This window comes from Paenibacillus lacisediminis (assembly GCF_046567315.2).
In genome coordinates this window covers 86,427-112,634 of sequence record NZ_JBKIAX020000002.1, presented here as the reverse complement: position 1 = coordinate 112,634, position 26,208 = coordinate 86,427, and the positions used below count along the sequence as shown (strand labels likewise).

The window sequence follows — 26,208 nt, the reverse complement described above, 5'->3', positions numbered from 1 at the left end:
ACCGAGCAAGGGAAGCCTCTCCCTTGCTCGGCCTAAAACTCAACTCCGGTTCATCACATACTGGTACGTTTCCTGCAATCCGCGGTACAGGTCGTACGTCGGCTTCCAGCCAAGCAATTCGAACGCCCGGACGTTGCTTAAGCAGCTGTGCCGGATATCGCCGGGCCGTTCGGGCTCGTGCACGGCCAGCAAAGGCTCGTCGTGAATATGCTGCAATATCACGAGCAGTTCCTTAATCGAGGTGGGCAGGGATGTGCCGATCTGGATGATTTCGCCGTCGCCTTGCCGGACGGCGGCAAGGTTGGCTCTGACGACATCTTTCACGTACACGAAATCCCGGGTTTGCTCGCCGTCTCCGAAAACGACGAGCTGCGTCCCTTTTTTGATCCGGTCCATAAAGATGGAGATGACGCCGCCCTCTCCTTTTGGCGTTTGCCGCGGCCCGAACACATTGGCGTAACGGAGGATGGTGTAATTTAAGCCGTACAGTTTATGGAATACGCGCAAATACAATTCGGGCGTACGTTTGGAAATACCGTAGAAGGAAATGGGACGTGCCGGATCCTGCTCATGGATCAACGCTTTTTCCAGCTCTCCGTAAACGGCGCAGGAGGAAGCATACACGACTTTTTTGACGGCGGCTTCACAGCAAGCTTGTAAAATATTCGCAGCACCCACGATGTTTATGATCGCATCATAGGCGGGGTCCTTGACGGAGCGCTGGACGTCGACCTGGGCCGCCTCATGGAAGACGATGTCCGGCTTCAGCCGTTTGATCAGCTTTGCGGCCTCCTCGCCTTGGATATCCAGGGTGTGCAAAGTCACGTTTTTGGGCAAGTAATCACGGTTTCCCGTCGAAAGGTTATCGATTACGTGAACGTCGGCACCTTGTGCAATCAGTGCTTCGACCAGATGGGAGCCGATAAACCCGGCGCCGCCGGTGACGAGCATTTTCATGACAAATTCCCGTCTTTCAGCTGCCCGCGGAACCATTCGATTGACAGCTTCAGCCCTTCGTCCAGGGAAACGGAAGGTTCGTAATTCAGGACGTTGCGGGAGCGGGTCAGATCGGGCATACGCAAGGGCATGTCTTCATAGCCGGGACCGTACGCTTTAGCGTAGGGCACGTAAACGATCGGCGAGGAAGACCCGGCCAAATCGCGGATTTTAAAGGCCAGGTCGCGGATCGTTATCGCGTGCTCGGAGCCGATATTAAACGCCTGTCCATTGGCATGGCTGCCCATTGCGGCGAGCGTGCCCTCCACCGTATCGCGGATATACGTAAAGCAGCGGATTTGCGATCCGTCATGGTACACCTCAAGCGGCTGATTCAGCAGCGCGGCCCGGATGAAACGGGCGACCACGCCGCCGTACTGCGATGACGTCTGTCTTGGCCCATAAGCGTTGAAGTACCGCACGACGGAGACCCGTAGCCCCTTCTCCGCATAGGCGAAACAGAGATGCTCATCGATCGCTTTGGCTGTAGCGTAACTCCAACGGTGGATGGACGGGGCCCCCAATACTCGGTCCGACTCCTCGCTGAACGGGAGTTTGTTGTTTTTGCCGTAGATTTCCGAGGTGGAGGCGAAAACGACCTTAACCCCGTTTTGATGGGCAAGCTCCAAAATATTACGCGTGCCGTCGATGTTGCCTTCGATCACCTTAAGCGGATTTTCCACCGTATTTTTGACCCCGAGCACGGCGGCCAGGTGGAATACGACATCGCAGCGCTCCATCAGACCGCGAAGCAAGTATTTGTCCGTTACCGACCCGTAGATCATCGAATGGCGGTTATTTTCCGTCACTTCATTCAAAAATTGCAGTTTTCCGGTAGACATATCGTCTAGCGTCCAAACGTAATGTCTTTGCTCAAGCAGCCGCTCCACCAGATGGGATCCGATAAAGCCGGCGCCGCCGGTTACTAATATATTCATCGTGGATATACACCCCGTTTCCTCTGAATTTAGATGACAATGATATTTTTGCGGTCCTCGATATTTTTGGTGGCGTTCCGGGTGTCGAATACCAAATGGGAGAAAGATGCGAGAGTTTCATAGGAGATCGAAGAGTGGTCCGTTAGGATGAGCACGCAGTCGTGCTGCTGGATGATTCGTTTGGTTAAGGCAACGCCGTTTAGGGTACGCCCGCCGATTTCGACCCGGTTGATATACGGATCATGGAAATTCACGGTCACGCCCGCTTCCATCAGCTTTTGAATAATCGTCAGCGCCGACGATTCACGCAGATCGTTTACGTCTTTTTTGTAGGTCACCCCCAGCGCAAATACTTTGCATTCGGCGAGCGGTTTGTTGGTGGACAGATGCTGGCTTACCTTCTGCACAACATAATCCGGCATCGACTCGTTCACCCGGTGGGCCAGCTCAATAAATTTCGAATCTTCCCCGTACTGCTTCGCCTTCCACTGCAAATAAAGCGGGTCGACCGGAATGCAGTGGCCGCCGATTCCCGGTCCGGGATAATAAGGCGTGAATCCGTAAGGTTTTGTGCTGGCCGCCTTAATGGCTTCCCACAGGTTGATGTTCATTTTTTCACACAGAATGGCTAGTTCGTTCATAAAAGAGATGTTGATCAGTCTTTGGCAGTTCTCGAGCAGCTTGGTAAACTCGGCGACACGCGGGGAAGAGACGACGACGACACGGTCAAAGATGCTTTCGTATATGGCTTTGGCCGTTTCCGTGCATTTTTCGGTGACGCCTCCGAGCACCTTCGGGATCAGATGCAGCTCCTTCTGATCGGGGCCTGGGTCGATGCGTTCCGGCGAATAGGCGAGAAATACGGTTTGCCCGACGACGAGCCCCGTCGACTCTATCATCGGCAGCAGTTCCTCCTCCGTCGTTCCGGGATAAGTGGAGCTTTCCAAAACGACCAGTTGGTCTTTTCGCAGATAGGGCAAGGCGTTTTTCATGGCACCCTGTACATAGGTCAAATCCGGTTCAAAGTTTCGGTCCAGCGGGGTAGGTACGCACAAAATGACTGCGTCCGCCTTGCTGATGTCGCTGAAAGAATCGCTAACATGGAACCGTCCTCCAGCGAACATGGCTCTTATCTCTTTGGATGTAAAATCGGATAGATAGCTTTGCAGGTTTTGCAATTTGGCAATTTTACTAGCATCTACGTCGATGCCGTAAACGGTATGGCCATTTTGCAGAAATAGAGAAGCTAGCGGAAGTCCGACGTACCCGAGGCCGATGACGGCGATGCTGGCTTTTGCCTGATTCATAGGTTTTCACTCCTTTTCTGGTAGATGATATATCCTACTCAAGCAAGTCTTTCATTGATATAGATAGAAGTACCCGTGATAGAAAAAATGGTAGAATATCCTGCTGGTGCAATAGATTCGTATAGACGAAAATAAACGTGCTTGTCCTGCGGCAATTTGGTTGAATGTCCCTGACGGCGGATTAGGTGAGTGCATAGGATATATGGAGTTCCACAAGGAAGGGCTGGGGACATGAATATTTTGTTAACCACTTATTTTTATCTGCCGCACGTCGGCGGGGTTTCGACGTACGTGGACACGCTGAAGCGCGAGCTGGAGCGGCTTGGACACCGGGTGGATATTTTTGCCCATCATCCCGATATGCAGCATTACTACATGTCGAACAACGGGCGCACACTGGTGAAATCAAAAGTGAAAGACCGCATCTATGAGCAGGTGTACGCCTACTACGAAAAGCAGATGAACCATGTTGATCCGTGGATTCGGTGGCGGGATATCGAAAGGTACTGCTTCGAGGCAGCGGCGTCGGTATTCGGGCTGCAAAAATACGACCTAATCCATACCCAGGACATTGTGTCGACCCGGGCGCTGTGGCGCGTCAAAAACAAAACAACGCCGCTTATCGCCACGATCCACGGTTGCTTGGCCACGGAATTCATCTATTCCGGCGAAGTCACCGGAAAAGACACGCTGCCCTGGAAATACGCCGCAGCGGAGGAGTTTTACGGAGCGATTTCCAGCGATGCCACGATCGTTCCTACCGAATGGCTCAAAGCGCTCTCCATGAGCGAATTTGCCGTTCCTGGCAAGCATTTGCAGGTCATTCCCTACGGAATGGACGTCGCGGCGTTCCAGAATCGGCTGGCCGCCGCGCCTGCTGCCCCGGCGCATCCCGAAAAAAAAATTCTGATCTGCCCCGCCAGACTCGTTCCGGTGAAGGGTCATAAGCATCTGATTGAAGCGTTGGCTCTGCTCAAACAGGTTCGCGAGGATTGGGAATGCTGGCTGCTGGGCGACGGGCCGCTGGAGAGCGAGCTAAGGGAGCAGGTACGGAGCTTGGGATTGGAAGCGCATGTACGGTTTTGTGGCCCAAGGCAAGACGTTCCGGAACTGCTGAGCCAAGCTGACGTGTTTGTACTTCCGAGCCTTCAGGATAACCTCCCCTTTTCTATTATGGAGGCGCAAATTGCCGGGAAAGCCGTGGTCGTATCGGATGCGGGCGGCATTCCGGAAATGGTGAAGCACGGCAAAACCGGACTTGTGTCGCCGGCCGGCCAAAGCGAGTCGCTGTTCCAAAATCTCCGCAGGGTGCTGGAGAGCGATAGGCTGCGAACCAAGCTTGGGGAGCAAGGCAAAAGGTGGGGGCTGGAGCACTGGTCCATCGAAATGATGATGAAGAAAACGTTGAAGGTGTATGATGCGGTTACGAAGCGGCGGTATGCAAATAGGGAGGGAGCATAAAGCATGAAGGTAAGCATGGCCCCCGCTCCGAGACGGGGAAGGGTTGGGCCGCGGCGAGCCCCTGCGGTGGAGCGAAACGGTCAGGTAAAGTTGATTGAACTCGGCACGGTCAAACGGATCGCAACTAATGAGGAAATTAAAAAAACGAAGGCGCGGCGAAAACCTGCGGCCCAGCGGTCCAAACGGAAATCGCTCAAGGCTCGAAAACTTACGGCCTGGAAAAAAAGAAAAGCTAGACGGAAAAGATGGGCTGGAGGTCAGCGGCGGAGAATCCACCGGAGATTAGCGCGTGTTGTTGCCCGCCGGCCGGCGGCCGGGAAGCGCCGCCATAAAACGTTGGCGAACCCGGCAGTGGTACCGAATCAGGCGGCGGAGACCTCGCCGCGGAATCTTGCGAAACCTGCGGGAGAACCCGGTGTTCCGGCAACTGGGAATACTGTGGCTGCCAAGGCGCCGCTGACGGAACATCCCGGTAAGTTAAAACATCCGTTTACCGTTGAACCCCAGCGGGGCTTGATTCCCCCGCCGGAACCTTGGAGAACAGGGGGAGACCCGGCTGCCGCAGCGGTTGCCGTGGATACGGCTATCGGGCAGCAGGTCCTGCCGCCCGAACCGGAACCGGTGGAACCAGTGGTTGCGGCAGCCCCGGCAGGGGCGGCGGTTCCGGAGGAAATGTTCGCCGCGGCTGAAGTTGTTTACGCCGCTGCGCCGCCTGAACCAAGCCATCCGGAGCCGGCGATCGAAGTTTCCTACACACCTGCTCCCGTGGCTGTGATCGAGGCGGCCGAACCGATCGCCCCGGTAGCTTTTATGGTGAATCCGGTCGAAAATGCGGTAGTGCAGGAACCAGTGGAGGAGGCACCGGTACAGGTACCGGAACAGGCTGCCCCGGCCGCCCCGGAGTTAAACATCGTACCGGGAGAAACCATCATACCCGATCCCGCCTTCATTCATATTCTGCAGTCCGGCACCGAGCCGGTCGAATTGGGCAACGAATGGAGACAGGTCGAAGCGGATGAGGCGATCGGCTCGATTCTTCCTCCGGAGATGGTTCAGGCGTTGGCCGCCGAGGTTTCGCCTCCGTCCATCCCTGAGCCTGCGGACGGAGAGAGTGGAGCTTCAATTCCAGGCAGCGGCGCTATAAATGAAGAATCCTAGAAGGAACGATTCTAAAACTTTATAAATCCCCTTGAGGCTGGTTCTTATATATGTGGAACCGCCTCTTTTTTTGATTCGAACGGATGTCCCTATCCTTCTATTTTTCCTCGGAATATACTGACTACCGTAGCAAGCAAGACTTTGAAGTAGATTATAGCAGAGGAGTTGGATGTCGTGTCCAGAAGAAACAGAGGTGAAAATGCAAGTCGGGCTCTTCAAGCCATGCTGGCCCAAATTCCGCCTGTCTATCACGGGATGATTCCTTCCGACCTATCGGATGAAGAAAAAGTAGCTTATCTCGAAGAACAGGAGCAGCGGAAAATTTTTAGAACGAAGCCGTTTTTTATGTGGCTGAATAAAGCTCCGGGCTCGGGGCTTTTCACCGGTCCGGGAACGGGTCCGGGGACGGGGCCCGGAACCGGGCTGCTGGGGGACAATATCACCCCGTATATACCAGCAGGCATGCATAAAGCGTACCAGGAGGAATATGCCGACGTATATTTCCATGAACTTCCTGAGCCCGTGGTCGTTAAGCCGGCTCCGGTGCAAGTTCAGTCACCCGTTTATGAAGCAGAAGTGGATGAAGAATTGATTGAAGACATGGATGAAGAGATGGACCTCGAAGACCTGTTGGACGACGAAGATAACGAGGAAGAAAGCCCACAAAAGTAAACGGGAGTCTTTTCAAGCCACCGGACATGACGTCTAGTGGTTTTTCTTTAAACAGCGCAGTTTCAACTCTAATGAAAGTTCAAAAAGTCAGGTTTTCAGCACCGAGAAGGTTGGATGAAGCTAGGGACTGAGTAGCGGAGCGTAGGATGATCCTACGTGAGCAACGGAAGGCCCGGGTGAATTCAAGATTCGATGCCGAATACGCCCCATGTTCATGCTTCGTGATCAAAAGATGACTTTTTGAACAACCTCTTAAATAAGGAGGAGGTCGTGCTTGAATATATTGCTGGCCACATACTGGCCGTTTCCGCATATCGGCGGCGTATCGACCTATTTGAACATCCTTCGTTCCCGGCTCACGGAAGCCGGACATGAGGTGGAAATCCTTGCCCAGCATCCCGGCCTTTCTCATTACTATCTTGTTCGCGGCGGGCTTCGCTTGCGGAAACAAGACTTTCTTCCGCGGGCGGAGGAGGCGGTGAAATCACGGTTTCGGCGGCGGAAAATTCCGCTAAGCCCGTGGATGCTCTGGAGGGAAAGCGAGAAATACGCTTTTGAACTGGCCTGCCAGGAGATCTCTTTGCAAAACTATGATTTGATTCATGCGCAGGATATTATCTCTACTTTTGTATTACGCAGGGCCAAGCCGGGGCGTGTTCCCCTGGTGGCGACGATTCACGGTTGTCTCGCTACCGAATGGACGGCGAATCATGAGATTCAGGCTCGCTCGCCGCTGGAACAACATTATCTGTCTTTGGAAGAATACTATGGTTCCATGTCCCCGGATGGTTTGATTTTGCCCAGCCGCTGGTTGTGGGGCAGACTATCAACGTTCGGGATTCGGCATCCCCGTGCTTGCATTATTCCTTACGGCTTGAACCAGGAATCGTACCGGGACAGGCAAGACATACGGCAGATGAACTTAAAGATGTCCTCCCCGGTCCGGCCAAACAAGATCATTGCCTGCCCTGCTCGCCTCGTCGCCATTAAAGGGCAAACTTATCTGATCGACGCGATGAAACTGCTCGTGCGGCAGCGCAGCGATGTCGTCTGCTGGCTGATTGGGGACGGGATGATGCGCCAGGAATTGGAGCGGCAAACGCAAGAGCTTGGCCTTGCGGAGCATGTTATCTTTTGGGGTAAACGGCATGACGTTCCGGAATTGATTTCCAGCGCCGACATCGTGGTGCTTCCTTCGCTGCAGGATAACTTGCCCTTTTCGATTATCGAAGCGCATAGCTTGGGCAAACCGGTCGTTGCTTCCCGAATCGGCGGGATCGAGGAAATGATCGAGGACGGAGTCGACGGGCTGTTGGCGGAACCGGGAAATGCCGTTGATTTGTGTGAAAAGCTGTTAAGGCTTGTGGAAGATGACCAGCTCCGGAAAAAGCAGTCTGCCGAGGCGCGGAAGCATGCGTTAACCGTGTGGAACGATATAACTATGCTCGGGCAAACGCTGGAGGTTTATGCACAGGCAACCGCCAGCCGGCCGCTGCCGCTTTTAAGGCAGGACTTTGTTTCCAGGTTAAGCGATGATTACCGGGCAAATGCGCGCCTGGCGGCCGGCCATATACGGAATTTTTCTACCTTAACCGGAACGGTGGCCGCTGCGGAGACCGGGCTCCCGCTGCCGGACATCCCTGTTCACTTACTGGATTTAGCCGGCGTCGTCCTTCGAAGTACGGTAAGCGGCAGCTGCGGAAAATTTGAAATCCGCGGTCTTCAGCCGGGAAATTATGAACTGGCGTTGGCTCACCCCCAGGCTGGGATGATGACGCGAAAAATATCCGTCTTTCAAGCCGAATCAGTATTGATCGACATTTCGCTATAGAGGAGGGGATGAGCTTGAGCAATCGGCTGCCTTATTATTTATGGAAGCGACTGGAGGGCGAACGGGAGCATGACCGCTTTGGCGACGTGGTTCTGGTCGGAGACGTCAACGGGGACGGAATGGACGAATGGATCATTTCCGCGAGCACGGCAACCTATGTTGAGGATGAAGATGGCGTGAATCCGATCCCCCAGTATTACCGTGGAAAAGTTTACGTATACTCACATGATCTGAAGCCGCTTTTCACGCTGCAGGGGGATTGCTACGGCGATTGCTTCGGGGCTGCGGTCGCTTTGGGGGATATCGACGGCGACGGAAACCTGGAAATCATCGTCGGGGCGCCGCGGGCAAGCGCAGACTCCCTGCTGGAATGCGGAACCGTATCGATCTACTCCGGGCGTACCGGGAGACTGCTTGGACTATGGTGGGGCCAAGAAAATTACGCGCGTTTGGGGGGGGCGCTGACCGTCTTGGACTGGGACCAGGACGGCATCCCGGATGTGGTGGCGTCTTCGCATAATTTGGACCCGAACGAGGTCGACCGGGATGGCCGGGTGACCATTTTTTCCGGCGACGATAAAATGATCCTGGCATGCTGGGAAGGAATAGACAGGGAAGGCTTGGGCCTTTCGCTCGCTTCCGGCGATTTGGACGGCGACGGCAAGCCGGAGCTTATCGTAAGCGCACCGCTATACTCAGACCCGGGCATGAAGCATAACGGGCGCGTACTGGTGTTTCGCTGCGGGAATGCTGCTTCGATGTTCGAATCCAGAGGAAAACGAAGCTATGACGAACACGGCCGCAAAGTGGCTGCGTTTGATCTCGACGGGGACGGCATCGCCGATCTGGTGATCGGCTCGCCCAAAGCAGGCGGGGAATTTACCCGCGGCGGGGCAGTTTCGGTATATAATCTGGTGTCAGGCAAGCTGGTGATGGAGAAGGAAGGCTGGCTTAGCCATCAGCAGTTGGGGATCGATGTCGCCCCATTTTTCCTCCGTGGACAGGAGCCGGCCCTGCTTGCCGGTTCGCGGGTCGGCGCCATCTATTTTCTGGGCCGTGACGGCAAGCTGATTCACGAGTTTAACGGCGACGAAGCGGAGGTGTTCGGCCATTCCCTGGCGGTCATGTACGGAACGGACGAAACGCAAATCGCGGTGGGCGCCGTTTCCGGCATGAACCAAAACCGCTTTATGTCCGGATGCGTGTACTTCCTGTCCACCGCGCCGCCCGCTGCCAGTGAGCGGGATGCTCCTGTGCTGCCGGAAGATGCTGATTCGGAAACCGCCGCAGATTCGCAGACAGATTCACAGACAGCTTCGCGGCCGGCTTCCTCATCCGAAGGAGTTCCGGCCTCGGTCTTGGTGTCGCCGAAGCGCATATTGCTGGCTACCTACTGGTATTTGCCTCATGTCGGCGGGGTCGATGTCTACGTTCGTCTGCTGAAAAAAGAATTGGAGCGCAAGGGGCATCAAGTCGACATACTGGCCCATCACCCGGATATGGCCCACTACTACCTTGTCGGCGGGGACAAAAAAATCAACAAATGGAAAATCAAAAACCTGATTTACGACCAAGTCATCCGTTTTTACCAGCGGTATTTGCCCCATGTCGATCCCTGGGTGCGTTATCGCGACATTGAGCGCTATTGCTTCGAACTGGCCGCCGCTTTGTTTGATTTGGAGCAATACGACATCATTCATACCCAGGACATTATCTCTACCCGGGCGATGTTCCGCGTCAAGCCGCCCCATACGGCCCTGGTCGCCACCATTCACGGCTTGCTGGCCAAAGAACATATGATTGCCGGCGACATTGAAAGCAAGGATAGTTTGGCCTGGAAATACGTGGCTGATGAAGAGTATTACGGATGCGTATCGGCGAATGCCACCATTTTGCCGACCGAATGGCTTCGCAATGAAATGACCAGGTTCTCCGTGCCCTCGGACATCTTCAGTGTCATACCTTATGGTATGGATTTTGCCGATTTCGAGCAAAGATCGCAAATGCCGCTTATGCAGGTGCTTCCGCAAACGGCGGACTTTACAATCAGCTGTCCGGCCCGGCTCGTCCCGGTCAAAGGCCACCGCACCTTGATCGGAGCGCTTAGCCGCATAAGCTCCGATCCGCGCTGGCATTGCTGGCTGCTTGGCGACGGAACGCTGCGCGCCGACGTGGAGCGCTGGATCTCCGAGGCCGGCTTAACGGACCGCGTTACCTTGCTCGGCGACCGCCAAGATGTGCCGGCGGTTTTGCGGCAAAGCGATTGCATGGTGCTGCCTTCGCTCCAGGATAACCTGCCGTTTTCCATTATGGAGGCGCAGTTGTCCGGTACCCCTATCGTTGCCTCAGACGCCGGAGGAATCCCGGAGATGATCCGGCATGAGGAAACCGGATTGCTGTTCGAGACCGGCAACGATCAGCAGCTTGCCCAGCAGTTGACCCGCCTGATGGAGGATGAGCCGCTGAGACGATCGTTGGCTAAACGGGCTAAGGAATGGGCGAATCGACAATGGTCTCCGGACACCTTGCTGGAGCGGACGCTGGCGGTTTATGATCTGGCGCTGCGGAGGGTGAGAACATGATGTTTTTTTCCTTTTCCGCGTACGAAAAGCCGGATCCGGCCTTTTGGGAACAGCTTTTGGCAAAGCTTCCGGAAGGTTATAGCTACCCCGATCTTTCCTTTCTGCGAACACTCGATCCACAGCTTTCCAGCTTGCCTTATGTTATGGACCGCTCCTGCCTGACCCCGGACCTTACCCAAGAAGACGGGAACTTCTGGGAGTCTCTTCCTGCCAAGCTGCCCCCGGAATACCGTATCCCGGACGCCGGATTGATCAAGCGCCTTTTCGAGTTGTGAACCATAAAAAAGTGCGTGTTTAATACAACATCTATAAGGGAAGATGCCATTTGAACAAACGTGTACTGTTTGTGTTTTACGTGCCGAGCGGGGGGATGGAGACCGTGAATCGCCAACGGTGCAGAGCATTGCGGCGTCATGGCATACAAGCGGAATGCTTATATTACAGATGGGGGGCCGGGCTGCAAAACGAAGCAGATTTCCCAATTTATGTTACGAATAATGATGATGAAATCCACCGGCTCCTTCAAGCAAACCGCTACGATTGCATCGTGGTGACGACGGATTATCCCAGCCTTCCCCGCTTTCGCCGGCTCGGCTATCAAGGCAAGCTCGTGTTGGAAATCCAAGGATTCGGATCTGTGGCAACCGCGCAAAAAGAGCTTTGCGCCGCGGTTCCGATCGTCCATGATCATGCGGCCGCGTTAATGAACCCGAAAACGCCCCATATTACGGCCATATTTCAACAATTGTACCCGGCCATTCCGCAATTTTATATTAACAATTGTTTTGATGCCGATGCTTTTGCCTACCAGTCTTCGCGGGATCCGGAAAATCCCACCGTTGCCTGGGTCGGGCGGATAGAGGACAATAAAAACTGGCGCGAGTTTCTTTATATTGCCCATTCCCTGCTTTTTTATGACAGACGCATTCAAATCTGGATGTTTGAAGATCATTATTTATCGGATCTCGTGGAGCGCAGGATGTTTGAAAGTTTAGTGGATCAGTTGCAGCTTGGCCCCTATTTACAGATTCGTTCCAATGTACCGAATCGGGAAATGATGTTTTATTACTCCCGCATCGGCGATTCCGGGGGATTCCTTTGCAACACCTCTAAAGTGGAAGGAGCGCCGTTATCCATCCTTGAAGCGATGAGCTGCCGTTGTCCGGTACTGGCGAGCAGTTCGGACGGCGTCATCTCCTGTATTTCGCATAATGAGACGGGCAAAAGCTACTCGCTTGGCGATATCGGTCAGGCCGTCCGGGAAGGGCGAGAGCTGATGCTGAACGAACCGCTGCGCAGCAGGATACGAAACCGCGCTTTGCAGCTTGTAAAAAGCGAATTTCATCCGGATAAATATTGCCGCGAGTTTATGAACATGCTGCAAACCATTTAATACGGTCGCATGAACTGCTCCCGCCGTCAAAACGGCTTTTTCGGGAACAGTTCTTTTTTTCCCGTTGCGGTGGAACTTCCCTGAATGTCACTCGCGGAAGCGGTGCACTCTAACGCATGTAATCATACACATTAAAATATTTGATGGGGGATGACTACATGCCTGGAGCCAAAAGTAAAATCGTGAATTTGTCGTTGTCCGCCGCTTTGCTGACCGGTATGATCGGCATTGCGGGCTGCGGTGACGGCACAGCCAAGAACAATGTACGGACGCAAAGCGTTCGGAACAACGTCAACCGGAACTATGATGTCAACTCCCTTTCCGATGGGAATCGTCTGTTTTCGCGAAGCGCGGGAAACGGTCAGGATCAGCGGATTCGCTCCCTGAGATACAGCCCCGCACTGAGCAATAAAGTTGCCCAACTGGGCGACGTGCAGACGGCTCATGTCGTCGTGACGGATCGCGATGCGTATGTGGCTGTTACGCTTCACGGTAACAACGCCGTCAGGGGCAACACGGCAGGACGGACAACCACTTACGGCATGCGCTCTACCGGCATCGGTGCGGGAACGACGAATGTCGGCGGACCTTATGGCGCTGGTTACGGGACGCGTGGCGCCGGGAACAACGGGCTTGCCCGCGGGCTGACGGGACCTAACGCAACCGGCGGTCTTTTCGGCACTCGCAACAACAACTGGTTCGGTATGGGAACGAATCCCGCCGGAACAGGGACGGCCGGTACAACTGGGTACGGAACAACCCCTGGGTATGGGACTACCGGCACCACCGGAACAACCGGGTATGGTACAACCGGAACTGTTCCCGGCACCATGTACAATGGTACTGGCAATATGGGGATGAGTAGCCTGAACCGGGGTGGAGGAACCACCACGATTTACGGTACCGGTCCGCGCACCGGTGTTGGAACTTTTAACGGTGTGGGTACAGGCCGCTATAATGTAAACGGCACGGTTACCGATAACGTTCCTCAAGACGTTAAGGACCGCATTGCCCATGTAGTGAAGCAAACGGCTCCTCATATCCGCAACGTGTATGTTTCCGGGAACCCCGATTTTGTGACCAGCATGGGGAACTATGCCACCCAATCGCGCGGAGGCGGGACGCTGAACAATTTCATCGGCGACTTCCAAACGATGATCAACCGGATTTTTCCGGGACGCGCCGGAACGATGACCGGTCCGAACGGGTATACGCCTACAGGTCCTAACACCGGAGCCGGAGCGGGCACGATGGGAACCCGCGGAGGTTTCCGCACTGGCACCAATGGCGGTTTTTCGGGCGGTACGACTCGTTAACGGGGAAACCGGCTAATCGCAGTAATTCACATAATAAGTCCCCTTCCTCGCCAGAAGGGGGCTTAGTGTTTGTTATGATATCAAATCCAGCTTTAAACTTGCTCCATTTTGATCTACTCGGAGTTCAGCAGCCGCCCTTTCACCCAAACCCGCTGCAGCTCCAAATCGGCGCTTACCAGCAGCAAATCGGCTTGTTTTCCGGTTTCCACCGCTCCCGTCAAATGATCGATCCGGATCAACTTGGCCGGATTGCCGCTCGCCAGTTCGGAGGCCCGCTCCACGGACAGGCCGACTTCCTGCACCAAATAACGGAAGCCGCGGATCATCGTCAGCGTGCTGCCGGCCAGCGTGCCTTCGCTGTTTTTAAGCGTGCAGACGCGGTCCTTGACGACGACCGGCAGATCGCCGAGCATATACTCGCCGTCACCGAGACCGGCTGCGGACATCGCATCCGTAATCAGCATCAGATTGCTGCCGGTTTTAACGCTGGTAAGCAACCGGATTGCGGCAGGGTGCACATGGATGCCGTCGGCGATGATTTCCGCGCTGATGCCAGGCGTGCTGAGAATCGCTCCCACGGTTCCGGGTTTACGGTGATGGAGCGGCGTCATGGCGTTGAACATATGCACGGAGTGGTTTAATCCGACTCCATATGCGGCCATGATTTCCTCGTAGGTTGCGTCCGTATGTCCGGCGGCCGCCGCGATACCTTTTTTGCGCAAATAGCGGATCAACTCATGCGAGCCTTCCCGTTCCGGCGCGAACGTTACCTGTTTGATCAGTCCGGGATACCGCGTATCCCACGCTTCGACCCATTCCCGGTTCGGCGGCACAATGTGCTCCGGATTTTGCGCTCCCGGCCATTTCGGACTGATAAACGGCCCTTCCAAATGAACGCCAACAAGCTGCGCATAAGGCATATCGCCTTGCATATAACGGTGCACCTCATCCAGCACGTGTTCGATCACATGCTTCGGCATCGTCATGGTGGTAGCCAGCATGGATGTCGTGCCCTGGCTGCAGTGCAGCTGCGTGATCGCATCAAAGCCGCGTTGGCTCGGCGCGGAGAAGTCTTCGAGCATGCCGCCGTGCACGTGAACGTCGATAAAACCCGGCAGCACGTAATTGCCGCTCGCATCGATGGTTTCGCAGCCGGCCGGAAGCGAAAGCGGCACGCCGGAGGCGGAACCGACATAAACGATGAGCCCGTTCTCTACGACAACCGCCCCATCGTGAATGATTCCGCGAGGTGTTACAACTTCGGCATGGGTCAGGATGAAATTCCGGCCGTCCATTATAACCACTTCCCTGCAGCTTGATCTACGACGACTACGACATTGGAATGGGTTTGCAGGAACGAGGCCGGGCATTTGGTCGTAATCGGCCCTTTCAGCGCCCGGGCGATCACTTCCGCCTTGTCCTCGCCTTTGGCCATCAGCAAAATTTGCTTGGCATGCAAAATGGAGCCGATCCCCATCGTAATCGCGTGCGTCGGCACTTCGTCAATGGAGTTGAAAAACCGCGCATTGGCCAGGCGGGTTCGCTCTTCGAGCTTAACGATATGCGGCGGCCCCTGCAGTTCCTCGCCCGGTTCATTGAAGCCGATATGACCGTTGTGGCCCAGGCCGAGCAGCTGCAAATCGATCTGGCCGGCCTCGTCCAGCAGGCGCGAGTAATCCTCGGCCGCTGTTTGCGGATCGGTTTCCACGCCGGATGGAACATGGGTATTTTCGGGCAAAATATCGATATGGTTGAACAGCTTCTCGTCCATAAACCGGCGATAGCTTTCCGGATGATCGGCGGGAAGGCCGATGTACTCGTCTAGATTATAGGTTGCGGCCTGTTTGAAGCTGACGCTGCCTTTCCGGTAAAGTTCGATCAATTTCCCGTAAACGCCGACCGGAGTGCTCCCGGTCGCCAGGCCAAGAATCGCCCGGGGATTGGATTGCAGCAGGCTGGCGATGATGCCTGCACCGGTTTCGTTAAAATGATCCTCATTGTGCGTTTTGATAATGTTCAGCATAAGTTTTGCCCTCCCTGAGTTTTGCGGTAAATTTGCACGTTTTGATATGAACTTTCCAGCTTGGGAATGTAATCTTCAAACTCCAGGCTGACCATTCCCGTAAATAAAATATCGATGACATGCAGCTGGGCGATCCGTGATGCCATGTCGCCCCGGCGCATACCTTCCTCCAAGGAGGAAGAGAATAACGCTATATCCGCCAACGAGGCCAGGCGGTTTTGGCCGTATTGTGTCAAGGACAGGGTAAACGCGCCGCTGTCCTTGGCACAGCGCAGCGCATCGATCGTCTCCGGCGTTTCCCCGGAATAGGAAATCGCCAGTGCGACATCGCCCGCCCCCAGCGAGGAAGCGGAGGTGATCTGCATATGGGAATCGGCGAAAGCGGTGCAGTTTTTGCCGATGCGGATCAGTTTTTGATAAAAGTCCTGAGCTACCACCGACGAGGTGGCCACGCCGTATAAATCGATGCGTTTGGCGCCGCACAGCGCCTTTACCGCTTGGGCCAGCTGGTTCATGTCCAGCAAGCGGGTGGTGTCGGTAATGGAGGCGAGGTGGTTCGCTTCCATGGCCTCGACGATTTTTTGCAGATCGTTGCCGGCAATGATGTCCTGATATTGCGTGTCCGCCGGTTTATGCGCCAGCTCGCCGGCCAGCTTCATTTTAAAATCGGGGAACCCTTTAAAATGAAATGTTTTGCAAAAACGTGTGACGGTCGAAGGGCTTACTCCGCACGTATTGGCCAATTCCGTAATGCCCAAATGGAGAACGGCCGCGGGCGTTTCCAAAATATATTCCCCGAGTTTGCGCTCCTGCGGCGGCAGCGTGTCCAAATGGCTGGAGAGTGCGTGCAGGATTGGTGTCAAAATGACCTCCCCCTAATCTTATAGACCTCATATTATCGTTGCGAAAAATATTTTTATATAATGTACAAATATCATGAAAATTATTTCGATTCCATCATAAAGGATTTTTCTCCGGTTTTCAAGGCTCTTCGCTGGCGAAAAGTCGAGAGTTTCCTTGAATTTTGCCTGGCCGCATAATACACTTACAATAGGTTGGACCCTGTGGGGGTGAGGAAAGATACCTGTGTCAAAAGATGATCTCGACGCGTACATCGAGCGTATGGAAGTTGCTTGGTCGAGCACGTTCCGCAAAATGAAAAGCGAACTGATGCATCATCAGGAGCTAGGTTTGACTGGGCCGCAGTTTCACATGCTGGCGCTGATCGCCCGGCAAAAGACTTGCAATGTCAGCTATTTGGCGGACAAGCTTGAGGTGAAGCCCAGCGCCATCACGGTCATGATCGACCGGCTCGTGCAAAACGGATACGTCGAGCGCCGGCATGACGAAAAAGACCGGAGAGCGGTATTGCTGTCGGTGACCACGCGGGGCGCCGAGGTATGCGAAGAAGCCCGGAAGAAGTCCCGGGAAGCGCTGAAATCTCATTTATCCCTGCTCGAACGGCATGAATTGGACGTGCTGCTCGGGATTATAGAGAAATTAAGCAAAGCCGGCAAAAGCAAGTAACGGGAGCAAAGAAGAGGAGATACAAAAAACCGTCGGACGGTTTATCCGGCGGTTTTTTGTATGCGCTTAGTTAAAAGATCAGGGCTTCCGCGTTGACGCGCATCGAGCGGCCGGGGCAAGGAAGTGCCGATCGCCGGGGCATCCGGAGGTAACCCGGGAAGCGCTCTACCAAGGCTGGGTCAAAGCAATTCATGCCACTATGGCGTTCAAGTAGGGCAGCGCCCATTTTGCCACCCGCACCGCACCATTGCCTCCATTTCTTCATAAGATGTGTTGACTGTATCCCTTAACCTTGTTAAACCATAAAACCCGAGCAAGGAGGGGTGACGCATTTTGAAAAGCAGCGATCGTAACAGCAAATTTCTGTTGACTCATCGTGAGCGGGAGGTTTTCGAGCTTCTCGTGCAGGATAAAACGACGCGCGACATCGCGGGACAGCTGTTTATCAGCGAAAAAACCGTACGTAATCACATTTCCAATGTCATGCAAAAATTGAATGTCAAAGGTCGCGCGCAGGCGGTTGTCGAGCTGATCAAGCTTGGGGAGCTAAAAATCTAACGGTATTCTATAATGTTTGAACGGAAAACCGTAAACCTTCTTTTTCATTCCGGCATTGAAGCGGGAGAGAGAGGAGGTTTTTTTGTTTTGCCGGGGGATGGTGGCGGCTAACCGCCCCCTTGAACCGGAATGTGCTCTTTCCCCGCCGCTGCGTTTCCCCTTCCGGGAACGCCGATGTCCTGCTCCGCCAAGTCTCCGTTCAGCGACTTTAAGCCGGGAAGCAGCAGTGCGGCGCAGGAGGTTAGCATCGGGAGCAGGCCCGCGGCCAGAATCATGAACTGCAGGCCAAATTGCTGGGCCACCGCACTCCCGGCAAAAGCGCCTAAAGGCTGCAGACCGCCTCCGATCAGAATGGCGGCGGCATCCCGCTGCAATATTTCGCGGACATAAGGGACCATCATCGTCCGGATGGCGATGGAGCTCTTTCTAATCTGTGGATGCTGCTCTAACGGACTCCAGCGACCTTATCCGCCCATTTCCCGGGTATTTCCCAGCCTAACGGACTCACATGACGCTATTTGGCCCAAAACGAGTTCAACCGGGCTGATTCGAGGTAAATAGAGTCATCTGTGTCCGTTACATTTTTCAATCCTCCGTTTTTCCGCAGATAACGGCTCTGGTGTCCCTTAGCCTTCAGATTCCGCTTCTCCTTACCTCTTTACCTGCGCATTGCCCTCTGCCCCGCCGGAAATTCTATAGATTTCTTGTATTTACAAAAAGCCGTCCGAGTCGGACGGCTTTTTGTTGAATATTCGGCTTACAGCGACTTGAGGTAATGGACGATCGTCAGCAGCCCTTTGTCGAAGTTTTCCAAGTTGAAATGTTCGTTCGGGGCGTGCAAGTTTTCGTCCGGCAGCCCAAAGCCCATCATGACGGCCGGGGCGGACAACACGCGCGACAACGTTTCGACGATCGGAATCGAGCCGCCGTCTTTGGTGAACAATGCGCGGGTGCCGTATACGGCGGCATAGGCATCGGCCGCTTTTTGCAGCATCGGATCCGACGGATCGATCGTGAAGGCGCGGGCTTTTTCGGTAGCCTTGACGCTCAAGGTCGCGCCAGGCTGCAAATGCGCGCGCAAATGGCGTTCGATCCGGTCGATCGTGGCCTGCGGGTCCTGATCCCCGACGAGACGGCAGGTGATTTTGGCGTGGGCTTCCTTGGGCAGCACCGTTTTGGTGCCCTCTCCTTGGAATCCGCCCCACACCCCGTTGAGTTCCAGCGTCGGACGGGCGCCTGTCCGTTCCACGAAGGAATAGCCTTCTTCTCCGTACAACGTCTCCAAACCGAGGTCGTGTTTCAGCTTCTCTTCGTCAAACTGCTGCTTGGCGAATTCCTCCCGCAATTCCGGAGTCAGCTCGGGCACCCCTTCATAAAATCCCTCCACCGTAATGCGGCCCTGCTCGTCATGCAGGGAGGCGAGCAGAGAGACCATCGCATGCAGAGCGTTTGGCACGCCGCCGCCAAACGTGCCTGAATGCAAATCGGTGTTGGCCGTATGAAGGGAAATCTCCAGAGCGCACAATCCGCGCAGGCCGATGCAGATCGCCGGTTTGCCCGGGGCAAGCAGCGCGGTATCGGAAATCAGAATGCAATCGGCCGCCAGCTTCTCCTGATTCGCTTCCAGGAAGGAAGGCAAATTCGGGCTGGTAACCTCCTCTTCGCCTTCAATGCAAAACTTGATATTGACCGGCAGCTGCTTCTCCTGCTTGAGGAGCGCTTCGACCGCTTTGATGTGCATGAACACCTGCCCTTTATCATCAGTGGCGCCGCGTGCGTACAGCTTGCCGTTGCGGATCGAAGGCTCGAACGGAGGCGTCTCCCACAGATTCAGCGGGTCTACCGGCTGAACGTCGTAATGCCCATAAACCAGGACCGTCGGCTTGCCTGGAGCGTGCAAATGCTCAGCGTATACCACGGGATGTCCGGCGGTCGGGTGGATTTCCACGCCTTCCATGCCGGCCCGGCGCAGCGCGTCGGCGATCCATTCGGCCGCTTTCAGCACATCGCCTTTATGTTCGGACAACGCCGAAACGCTGGGGATTTTCAACAATTCCCCCAGCTCGTTTAAATGTTGTTCTCGATGCGTGCTAAAGTAAGTTTGATAGTCCATCGTTTTTTTGTTCCTCCCGAACTGGATTTACCAGTATATTCTACACCTTTTTTGCCAAGAACACGAATGACGGGTAACAAGATTTTGGAGTTTCTTGGCGGATAGCTTAAAAAAAACTTAAAATTCGTTCCCGTTTTTTTATCCATATTTAAGGTATGCCCTGTTGATTTCTGTTAAAGTCAAGGATATGGTTTAAAAAAGTTCGCTATTCGAAGAAGGGAGTCAAGACATATGGATGACAAGGAGAAAAAGGAGCTAGAAGAAACGGCATCAAGGCCGGAGGCGGAGGAAACAGCGGAAACAGCGGAAAAGGCCGAGGGACAAGCCCGCGGCACAGATGAACCGGCTGTGCAGCCTGGACAAGAAGGCGCTGTAAAGCTGACGAAAGCGGAATACGACCCGGCTCTCGACGCACAGGGTGCCGACGAACATGGTGGCAGGGACGTTCCGGTAATGGAGGCCGAGGATCTTGCGGATCAAGGAACGCCGGTGCAGACAACGAATGGGGGCAAGGTTTGGCCGATCATTTCGCTGGTGCTGGCTGTTCTGCTTATTGTTGTGCTGATCAAACCGCCGTTTGCGGCGAAGAAAGCCGAAGCGGTCGCTACGGTCAACGGCGTGGAAATTACGAAAGACCAATTGTATAACGAATTGGTGACTCAAGGCGGCGAGCAGGTGCTTTCCGGCCTGATCGACCAGGAACTGATCAACCAGGAAGCCAAGAAAAAGAACATTACGATCACAGACGCCGATATCGACGCGGAAATCAAAGATACTTATGTAGCCCAGTTCGGGTCCCAGGAAGCGCTGGATCAGGCGCTCGTTCAATACGGCATGACGAAGGACGATTTGCGGAGCCAGATTGCAAGTCAGCTGAAGCTGACCAAACTGCTTGAGCCGCAAGTCAAAGTCACCGACGACCAAATCAAGCAGACGTTTGAGACATATAAAGATTCTTTCAATACGCCGGAGCAGGTTCGCGCATCCATCATCCTCGTGAAGACCGAAGACGATGCGAAGGACATCATCAAACAGCTGAAAGGAGGCGCGGATTTCGCGGAGCTGGCGAAGAGCAAATCGCTGGATACGGCGACGAAGGAGCAAGGCGGGGATACCGATTTCTTTGCCCGCGGGCAAAAGGAAACGGCCGTTGAGGACGCTGCTTTCAAGCTGACTAAAGGTCAAATCAGCGACCCGGTGAAAACGAGCGAAGGCTATCAGGTCATCAAGCTAACCGACCGCAAGGAAGCGCACACGGCTACGCTGGATGAGAAGAAGGAAGAAATCCGCAAAACGCTGGTAAACCAACAGGTTTCGCAATTGTCGGCCACCTGGCTGCAGAACCTCCACAGCAGCTCGAAGATTACGAATACGCTCACGGACGCGAACAACGCCGCTGCAGCGAAATAATATGAAAATGTCGCAAGTTTGTTAGATGGAGCCGCCGAAGCGATAGCGTTTCGGCGGTTTTTTTCGAGTATAATAATGTCAGAGCAACGCAGCATCGGCTGATGCTGTACGGGAGGCAAAAGACATGTCGGATTGGTATGAACGCAGCTTCGGGGAAGATTATCTGCTCGTGTACAAACATCGGGATCAGCGGGGAGCCCGGCGCGAGGTGGAAAAGCTGATCGCCTGGCTAAACCTGCCGCCCGGGGCAAAAGTGCTCGATTTATGCTGCGGCATGGGGCGGCATTCGCTCGCTTTCGCCGAGGCGGGTTATGAGGTTACCGGGGTCGATTTGTCGGAGGTGCTGCTGCGGGAGGCAAAACGGAACGATTCTAACGGGAGCGTGCAATGGATGAAAGCCGATATGAGAAACCTGCCGCTCGCGGGCGGCTTTGATGCGGTTGTAAACTTGTTCACCTCCTTCGGTTATTTCCACGACGATCACGAGCATGTTCAGGTGCTGCGGGAGGTAGCGAGAATGTTGAAGCCGGGGGGCGGCTTTATCATCGATTATTTGAACCCGGCGTATACGGCGGCGCAACTCGTGGCCCGGTCCGAACGGGTGGACGGGGATCAGTTCATCACCGAACGGCGCGTCATCGAGGACGGGTATGTCAAAAAGCATATCACCATTACGAAAGCGGACAGCGCGGGAGAGGATGTGGACGGAGGACGGTCAAGGGAATACATGGAACGGATCAAACTGTATTCGAAAGCGGATTTTGCCGCTATGCTGCAAGAGGCCGGATTGATTCTGGGGCAAGTCCATGGGGATTACGGCGAAGACGCTTATGATCCCGAAACGTCGCCTCGGATGATTTTGGCGGGTAATCGCCCATGAAGACTATGCTTACGGAAATTCAAACCTGGGAAAAAGAAGGCGTCGTCCGGGTTCCCATGCCGATGGCCCCGCCGCTGCGCCGGGTGAACAGCTATGTGCTGCGCGGTCCGGAGGGGATCACGATCATCGATCCGGGGCCGAGGACCGCGGAAACTGAGCGGGAATGGTCGCTTGCCCTGCGCCAGCTTAACATCGCTCCAGGCGATGTGGCGCAAATCGTCGTGACCCATCACCATCCCGACCATTACGGACTGGCGGGGTATTTGCAAGCGATGACCGGGGCTGACGTCCGCATGTCCCGGCGCGCATACGAAGAGACGCAGCTGATGTGGGGGGAAAACAGCGTCATGAACGAGGCGTTGCCCCGCCTGTTTCGGCGTCACGGCATGCCGCCCGTTTGGAGCAGCCAGTTGCCGCCGCATCTGCAGAGCTTTTTCCCGCAGGTGACACCGGTGCCCGAGGTCGATTTTATCCAGGAAGGGCAAGCGGTGATGATGGGCGGGCGATATTGGCTGCCGATCGAAAGCGCGGGACATGCCCCGGGCCATCTGTCCTTCTACGACGAAGAACGCAAGCTGATGTTTTGCGGAGACGCGGTGTTGCCGCAAATTTCCCCCAATATCAGCTGCCTGCCCGGCAGCGATCCGCAGCCGCTGCAATCGTTCCTCGCATCGCTCGAACGGTTTGGGAGCTACGAGGTCAGAATCGCATTTCCGGGGCACCGCCATCCGTTTGAGCATTTCGGGGAACGCGTGCGCATGCTGCTGGAACATCACGAGGAGCGGCTGGCGCGCATCGAAGGGCTGTTGAAACAGCGGCCTCACACCGGGTTCGAGGTTTGCGCTGCGCTGTTCGGCACGGATCTCGGTATCCACCAAATGCGCTTCGCCATGGCCGAAACACTGGCCCATCTGGTCGAGCTGGTTCGCCGCGGGCATGCCGAGGAGCGGATGAGCGCAGAAGCTGCGGTGGAATTTCACTTTACAGTGCGATAATCATACAAAAAGCGGCCATAGGCCGCTTTTTAACATTAGTGGAAGAAACTATACGCCACTCCCGCCACAATTGCGATATAAGGGAGAGGAGGAAATCTCACGAAATGCAAAAGTGCAGGCGATTTTTGTCGAAACCCCTTGAAACTGGTGGTTCAAATGCAAAAGTACAGTTCATTTCCGGTCAAAAGTTACTTTTTTATCGGATAGTCCTAAAAGAGATGTACTTTTGCATTTCAATCGCTCCAAAACGGTGATATACGGAAAATGGAATGCACTTTTCCCGAATTCCGAATCCCGGATCAGCCTTCGGCATCAAGCGTATCCTCGCCGTGCTCCCGCTCCCGTTCCGCCTGCTTGCGGTGGGCGATCCGGCTGCTGGCCGAAGCGGCGATGGCGCCGACGATGTCGTCCAGGAACGTGTTGCACGGACCCAAGCTTTTATCGTTCAGCTTTTCCAAAATGCCCGGTTTCAGCTTGTCCACATAACCGTAGTTGGTAAAGCCGATGCTGCCGTAGACGTTGACAATCGAAAAAGCCAAAATTTCATCGACCCCGTACAAGCTTTCGTCGTTTGCGATCATCTCCTGTAGTTCGGGGATAAGCAGCCCCTGCTCCGCCAGGATATCGAGCTGAATGCCGGTCAATACCGCGTTTTGCACTTCCCTTTTGGTCAGCACCTGTTCCACGTTATGTACGCATTCTTCCATCGTCAGGTTCGGGTAATATTTCTGCTGCAGGAACAGCACCAGTTCCGCGATTTGTTCGGTTGTGACGCCGCGTTTGTGCAGCCATACCTTGGTGGCGTCGGCGACTTTTTTACTGTTCAGACTATAAGGCGCTTTATGTTTCGGTTGTTCCATCCCCATACATTATCCCTCGCAATCAGGTCATCTTCTTGGCACAGATATGAAGCAGTTTGTCCACTTCCCGGAAAAATATAGTTATTTTTCAAAGAAGGGCTCGTATATATAGTAATACAAACCTAAGAAAAATGTTAGGGAGGAGCCAAAAAGACGATGAATAGGAACCGCCGTTTTCGGAACACCGCCGCCGTCAGCGTATTAGCGTTTCCGCTGCTGCTGTCGGGATGCAGTCTGTTCGGGATCAATTCATCCGCCCAAATCGATCCGCCGCCCGCGGACGTGGAGGCGCAAATGCTGGAGTCGATCGGCGCAGAAAAGACAAGCTCGGAACAGACAAGCTTCATGACGGAGGAGGCGCTTTCGACGGTTTATTTGGAGAACGAGCATGGCTTGCTGGCCCCGGTGGCGCTGCATTTGCCGGAAGGCGACGCATCCTTGAAGCTGAATCGAATGCTGGAAACGATCGTACAGGAAGGGCCGTATGACAGCCTGCTTCCGGCCGGGTTTGCCGGCGTGCTTCCGGCGGGCACCGAGGTCAAAGCCGTGACCGTCAAGCAAGACGAAAAGCTGGCCGTCGTCGAATTCAACGGGGCGTTTGCCGATTATGCCAAGAAGGATGAACGAAAAATCCTCGAAGCTTTGACCTGGACGCTTACCGGAACTCCCGACATCGAGAAGGTCCAGCTTTGGGTAGACGGGGAAAAGCTGAACGAAATGCCGGTCGGCGGAACTCCGCTTGACCGTCCGCTCAGCCGCAGCATCGGCATCAATTTGGAGCTGAATGACGGCTCCAGCTTGTCGCAATCGAGCCCGGTGGTCGTGTATTTCTCCGCGGCGACGCCGGACGGAGTGCAGTATTTTGTGCCGGTGACGCGGTTTGTCCCTGCCGGGAACGATCCGGTGAAAGCGGCGCTTGGCGAATTGCTCCAAGGTCCGCAGCGGGGCGATGGCCTGGAAAGAGTCGTGACGGACAATACGAAGCTGGAAAGCGTGGAGAAATCCCAGGACGGCGTCGTGACGGTATCGCTGCAGGACGACATGTTTGAAGCCGGCGAGAAGCTTCCGGCGCAGATGATGCAGTCGCTCGTGCTGACCGTGACGCAAAACGCCGATAACAGCAAAGTGCGCATTTGGATCAACGGGCAAAAAGACGTCATCGGTATGGACAACCAAAAATACAGCGAACCCGTTGTGCGGCCCGAAACGATCAATGCCATTCCGCTTTGAGCTCCAGCCGTATGATTTTGGAGATGAAAACATACACTGAAACCCTGATACACTGAAACCCTGCGGCGCAGGGTTTTTTTATATGGCAAAAGCATGCGAAAGCCCGATGTCCGGGCGAATGGAAAGGTGCTTTTATGACCACACTTTGGTAGAATAGGAAAAGCATATGGACAGCAAGAAAATGTAGGAGGCCATTAGAATGAGAAGTAATGGACGCGAAGCGAATGAGCGCCGCCCGATGAAGTTGACCGTAAACGTCAATAAATATGCGGAGGGCTCCGTATATATTGAGGTCGGCGACACGAAAGTGATGTGTACGGCGACCGTGGAAGAGAAAGTGCCGATGTTTATGAAAGGGCAGGGCAAAGGCTGGGTGACGGCCGAATATTCGATGCTCCCCCGGGCGACCCAGACCCGGAATCAACGCGAATCGGCAAGGGGAAAGCTGAGCGGACGAACGATGGAGATTCAGCGACTAATCGGGCGCTCGCTCCGTTCGGTTGTCGATCTGCAGGCGCTGGGAGAGCGCTCCGTTACGATCGATTGCGACGTGATACAGGCGGACGGAGGCACACGGACGACGTCGATCACCGGCGCTTTCGTGGCGCTGGCGCTGGCGATGCACAAGATCGTCCAAAAGCATGCGCTGCCGGTGTTTCCGATCACCGACTATCTCGCTTCCGTCAGCGTGGGGATCGTCGGACAGGAGACGCTCCTCGATCTGAATTATGATGAGGATTCCAAGGCGATGGTCGACATGAACGTGGTAATGACGGGCCGCGGCCAATTTGTCGAAGTGCAAGGAACCGGGGAGGAGAACCCGTTCTCCCGGGAGGACCTGGACCGGATGCTGGCGCTGGCCGAAAAAGGAATCCGGGAGATGATCGAGCAGCAGCGCGAAGCGCTTGGCCCCGTCGCCCTGCACATCCAAAGCGGACAGTCCGGATCGGCGGTGTAA

Annotated in this window: 24 protein-coding genes; 15 read left to right on the top strand and 9 right to left on the bottom strand. The window is 54.8% G+C overall.

What is annotated here, in order from left to right; genetic code table 11:
* Positions 1 to 39 precede the first annotated feature (39 nt).
* Genes ACLD72_RS03860 through ACLD72_RS03850 form a run of 3 tightly spaced genes read right to left on the bottom strand, consistent with a single transcriptional unit; the run spans position 40 to position 3,241 of the window.
* On the bottom strand, positions 40 to 957 hold the full coding sequence (locus ACLD72_RS03860) for an NAD-dependent epimerase/dehydratase family protein (RefSeq protein ID WP_458475559.1): 918 nt from the start codon (positions 955 to 957) through the stop codon (positions 40 to 42).
* Positions 954 to 1,934, bottom strand: coding sequence for an NAD-dependent epimerase/dehydratase family protein (locus tag ACLD72_RS03855; protein ID WP_411003285.1), 981 nt, complete (start codon positions 1,932 to 1,934; stop codon positions 954 to 956). Before ACLD72_RS03855 ends, ACLD72_RS03860 begins: the two co-directional genes overlap by 4 nt.
* 29 nt (positions 1,935 to 1,963) lie before the next feature.
* Positions 1,964 to 3,241 (bottom strand): nucleotide sugar dehydrogenase, encoded by a 1,278-nt coding sequence (locus ACLD72_RS03850; protein WP_251591141.1) that lies wholly within the window; start codon positions 3,239 to 3,241, stop codon positions 1,964 to 1,966.
* Between the two features lie 231 nt (positions 3,242 to 3,472).
* Between ACLD72_RS03850 and ACLD72_RS03845 the strand changes: the two genes are divergently transcribed.
* From ACLD72_RS03845 to ACLD72_RS03810, 8 genes are all read left to right on the top strand, one after another.
* Complete coding sequence (locus ACLD72_RS03845; protein WP_411003284.1) at positions 3,473 to 4,702, top strand: glycosyltransferase family 4 protein; 1,230 nt, start codon at positions 3,473 to 3,475, stop codon at positions 4,700 to 4,702.
* A 3-nt stretch (positions 4,703 to 4,705) separates the two neighbouring features.
* Positions 4,706 to 5,860, top strand: a complete 1,155-nt coding sequence (locus ACLD72_RS03840) for a hypothetical protein (protein ID WP_411003283.1) — start codon at positions 4,706 to 4,708, stop codon at positions 5,858 to 5,860.
* Positions 5,861 to 6,082: 222 nt separating this feature from the next.
* Positions 6,083 to 6,532: a hypothetical protein gene (locus ACLD72_RS03835; RefSeq protein ID WP_458475558.1), complete on the top strand. Its 450-nt coding sequence runs from the start codon at positions 6,083 to 6,085 to the stop codon at positions 6,530 to 6,532.
* A 274-nt stretch (positions 6,533 to 6,806) separates the two neighbouring features.
* Positions 6,807 to 8,363 carry a glycosyltransferase gene (locus tag ACLD72_RS03830; protein WP_411003281.1) on the top strand — a complete coding sequence of 519 codons (1,557 nt, stop codon included), beginning with the start codon at positions 6,807 to 6,809 and terminating at the stop codon, positions 8,361 to 8,363.
* Between the two features lie 14 nt (positions 8,364 to 8,377).
* On the top strand, positions 8,378 to 10,945 hold the full coding sequence (locus ACLD72_RS03825) for a glycosyltransferase (protein WP_411003280.1): 2,568 nt from the start codon (positions 8,378 to 8,380) through the stop codon (positions 10,943 to 10,945).
* Entirely contained in the window at positions 10,942 to 11,220 is a 279-nt protein-coding gene (locus ACLD72_RS03820; protein WP_411003279.1) for a hypothetical protein, read from the top strand. The genes ACLD72_RS03825 and ACLD72_RS03820 overlap by 4 nt, the downstream gene beginning before the upstream one ends.
* Positions 11,221 to 11,270: 50 nt before the next feature.
* Positions 11,271 to 12,338 carry a glycosyltransferase family 4 protein gene (locus tag ACLD72_RS03815; protein ID WP_411003278.1) on the top strand — a complete coding sequence of 356 codons (1,068 nt, stop codon included), beginning with the start codon at positions 11,271 to 11,273 and terminating at the stop codon, positions 12,336 to 12,338.
* A 158-nt stretch (positions 12,339 to 12,496) separates the two neighbouring features.
* Complete coding sequence (locus tag ACLD72_RS03810) at positions 12,497 to 13,654, top strand: YhcN/YlaJ family sporulation lipoprotein (RefSeq protein WP_411003277.1); 1,158 nt, start codon at positions 12,497 to 12,499, stop codon at positions 13,652 to 13,654.
* A gap of 113 nt (positions 13,655 to 13,767) precedes the next feature.
* On the opposite strand, the gene nagA is transcribed toward ACLD72_RS03810, so the two are convergent.
* From nagA to ACLD72_RS03795, 3 genes are read right to left on the bottom strand one after another with little or no spacing between them, the layout of a single operon-like run.
* Positions 13,768 to 14,949, bottom strand: a complete 1,182-nt coding sequence (nagA, locus tag ACLD72_RS03805) for an N-acetylglucosamine-6-phosphate deacetylase (protein WP_411003276.1) — start codon at positions 14,947 to 14,949, stop codon at positions 13,768 to 13,770.
* Positions 14,949 to 15,677, bottom strand: a complete 729-nt coding sequence (gene nagB / locus ACLD72_RS03800) for a glucosamine-6-phosphate deaminase (RefSeq protein WP_411003275.1) — start codon at positions 15,675 to 15,677, stop codon at positions 14,949 to 14,951. The genes nagA and nagB overlap by 1 nt, the downstream gene beginning before the upstream one ends.
* Positions 15,671 to 16,540: a MurR/RpiR family transcriptional regulator gene (locus ACLD72_RS03795; RefSeq protein ID WP_411003274.1), complete on the bottom strand. Its 870-nt coding sequence runs from the start codon at positions 16,538 to 16,540 to the stop codon at positions 15,671 to 15,673. The genes nagB and ACLD72_RS03795 overlap by 7 nt, the downstream gene beginning before the upstream one ends.
* A gap of 223 nt (positions 16,541 to 16,763) precedes the next feature.
* On the opposite strand from ACLD72_RS03795, the gene ACLD72_RS03790 reads away from it, so the two are divergent.
* Together ACLD72_RS03790 and ACLD72_RS03785 are read left to right on the top strand one after the other, a co-directional pair.
* Positions 16,764 to 17,204: a MarR family winged helix-turn-helix transcriptional regulator gene (locus ACLD72_RS03790; protein WP_411003273.1), complete on the top strand. Its 441-nt coding sequence runs from the start codon at positions 16,764 to 16,766 to the stop codon at positions 17,202 to 17,204.
* Between the two features lie 333 nt (positions 17,205 to 17,537).
* Complete coding sequence (locus ACLD72_RS03785; RefSeq protein WP_009225122.1) at positions 17,538 to 17,762, top strand: helix-turn-helix domain-containing protein; 225 nt, start codon at positions 17,538 to 17,540, stop codon at positions 17,760 to 17,762.
* Positions 17,763 to 17,869: 107 nt separating this feature from the next.
* Here the strand turns inward: ACLD72_RS03785 and ACLD72_RS03780 are convergent, their stop codons facing one another.
* Positions 17,870 to 18,163, bottom strand: coding sequence for a hypothetical protein (locus ACLD72_RS03780; RefSeq protein WP_411003272.1), 294 nt, complete (start codon positions 18,161 to 18,163; stop codon positions 17,870 to 17,872).
* A gap of 356 nt (positions 18,164 to 18,519) precedes the next feature.
* Positions 18,520 to 19,875: a dipeptidase gene (locus tag ACLD72_RS03775; RefSeq protein WP_411003271.1), complete on the bottom strand. Its 1,356-nt coding sequence runs from the start codon at positions 19,873 to 19,875 to the stop codon at positions 18,520 to 18,522.
* Positions 19,876 to 20,106: 231 nt separating this feature from the next.
* Here ACLD72_RS03775 and ACLD72_RS03770 point away from each other — a divergent pair, with 231 nt between their 5' ends.
* The 3 genes from ACLD72_RS03770 (at position 20,107) to ACLD72_RS03760 (ending at position 23,160) form a co-directional block, all read left to right on the top strand.
* On the top strand, positions 20,107 to 21,285 hold the full coding sequence (locus tag ACLD72_RS03770) for a peptidyl-prolyl cis-trans isomerase (protein ID WP_411003270.1): 1,179 nt from the start codon (positions 20,107 to 20,109) through the stop codon (positions 21,283 to 21,285).
* 124 nt (positions 21,286 to 21,409) lie between these two features.
* Positions 21,410 to 22,165, top strand: coding sequence for a class I SAM-dependent methyltransferase (locus ACLD72_RS03765; protein WP_411003269.1), 756 nt, complete (start codon positions 21,410 to 21,412; stop codon positions 22,163 to 22,165).
* The gene (locus tag ACLD72_RS03760; protein ID WP_411003268.1) at positions 22,162 to 23,160 is read left to right on the top strand and encodes an MBL fold metallo-hydrolase; all 999 of its coding nucleotides are present in this window, start codon (positions 22,162 to 22,164) and stop codon (positions 23,158 to 23,160) included. Before ACLD72_RS03765 ends, ACLD72_RS03760 begins: the two co-directional genes overlap by 4 nt.
* 299 nt (positions 23,161 to 23,459) lie before the next feature.
* Here ACLD72_RS03760 and ACLD72_RS03755 read toward each other — a convergent pair whose 3' ends face one another.
* Positions 23,460 to 24,026 carry a phosphatidylglycerophosphatase A gene (locus ACLD72_RS03755; protein ID WP_411003267.1) on the bottom strand — a complete coding sequence of 189 codons (567 nt, stop codon included), beginning with the start codon at positions 24,024 to 24,026 and terminating at the stop codon, positions 23,460 to 23,462.
* A gap of 150 nt (positions 24,027 to 24,176) precedes the next feature.
* Between ACLD72_RS03755 and ACLD72_RS03750 the strand changes: the two genes are divergently transcribed.
* Both ACLD72_RS03750 and rph read left to right on the top strand, forming a co-directional pair.
* The gene (locus tag ACLD72_RS03750; RefSeq protein ID WP_411003266.1) at positions 24,177 to 25,250 is read left to right on the top strand and encodes a GerMN domain-containing protein; all 1,074 of its coding nucleotides are present in this window, start codon (positions 24,177 to 24,179) and stop codon (positions 25,248 to 25,250) included.
* A 199-nt stretch (positions 25,251 to 25,449) separates the two neighbouring features.
* Entirely contained in the window at positions 25,450 to 26,208 is a 759-nt protein-coding gene (rph, locus tag ACLD72_RS03745) for a ribonuclease PH (protein ID WP_251591113.1), read from the top strand.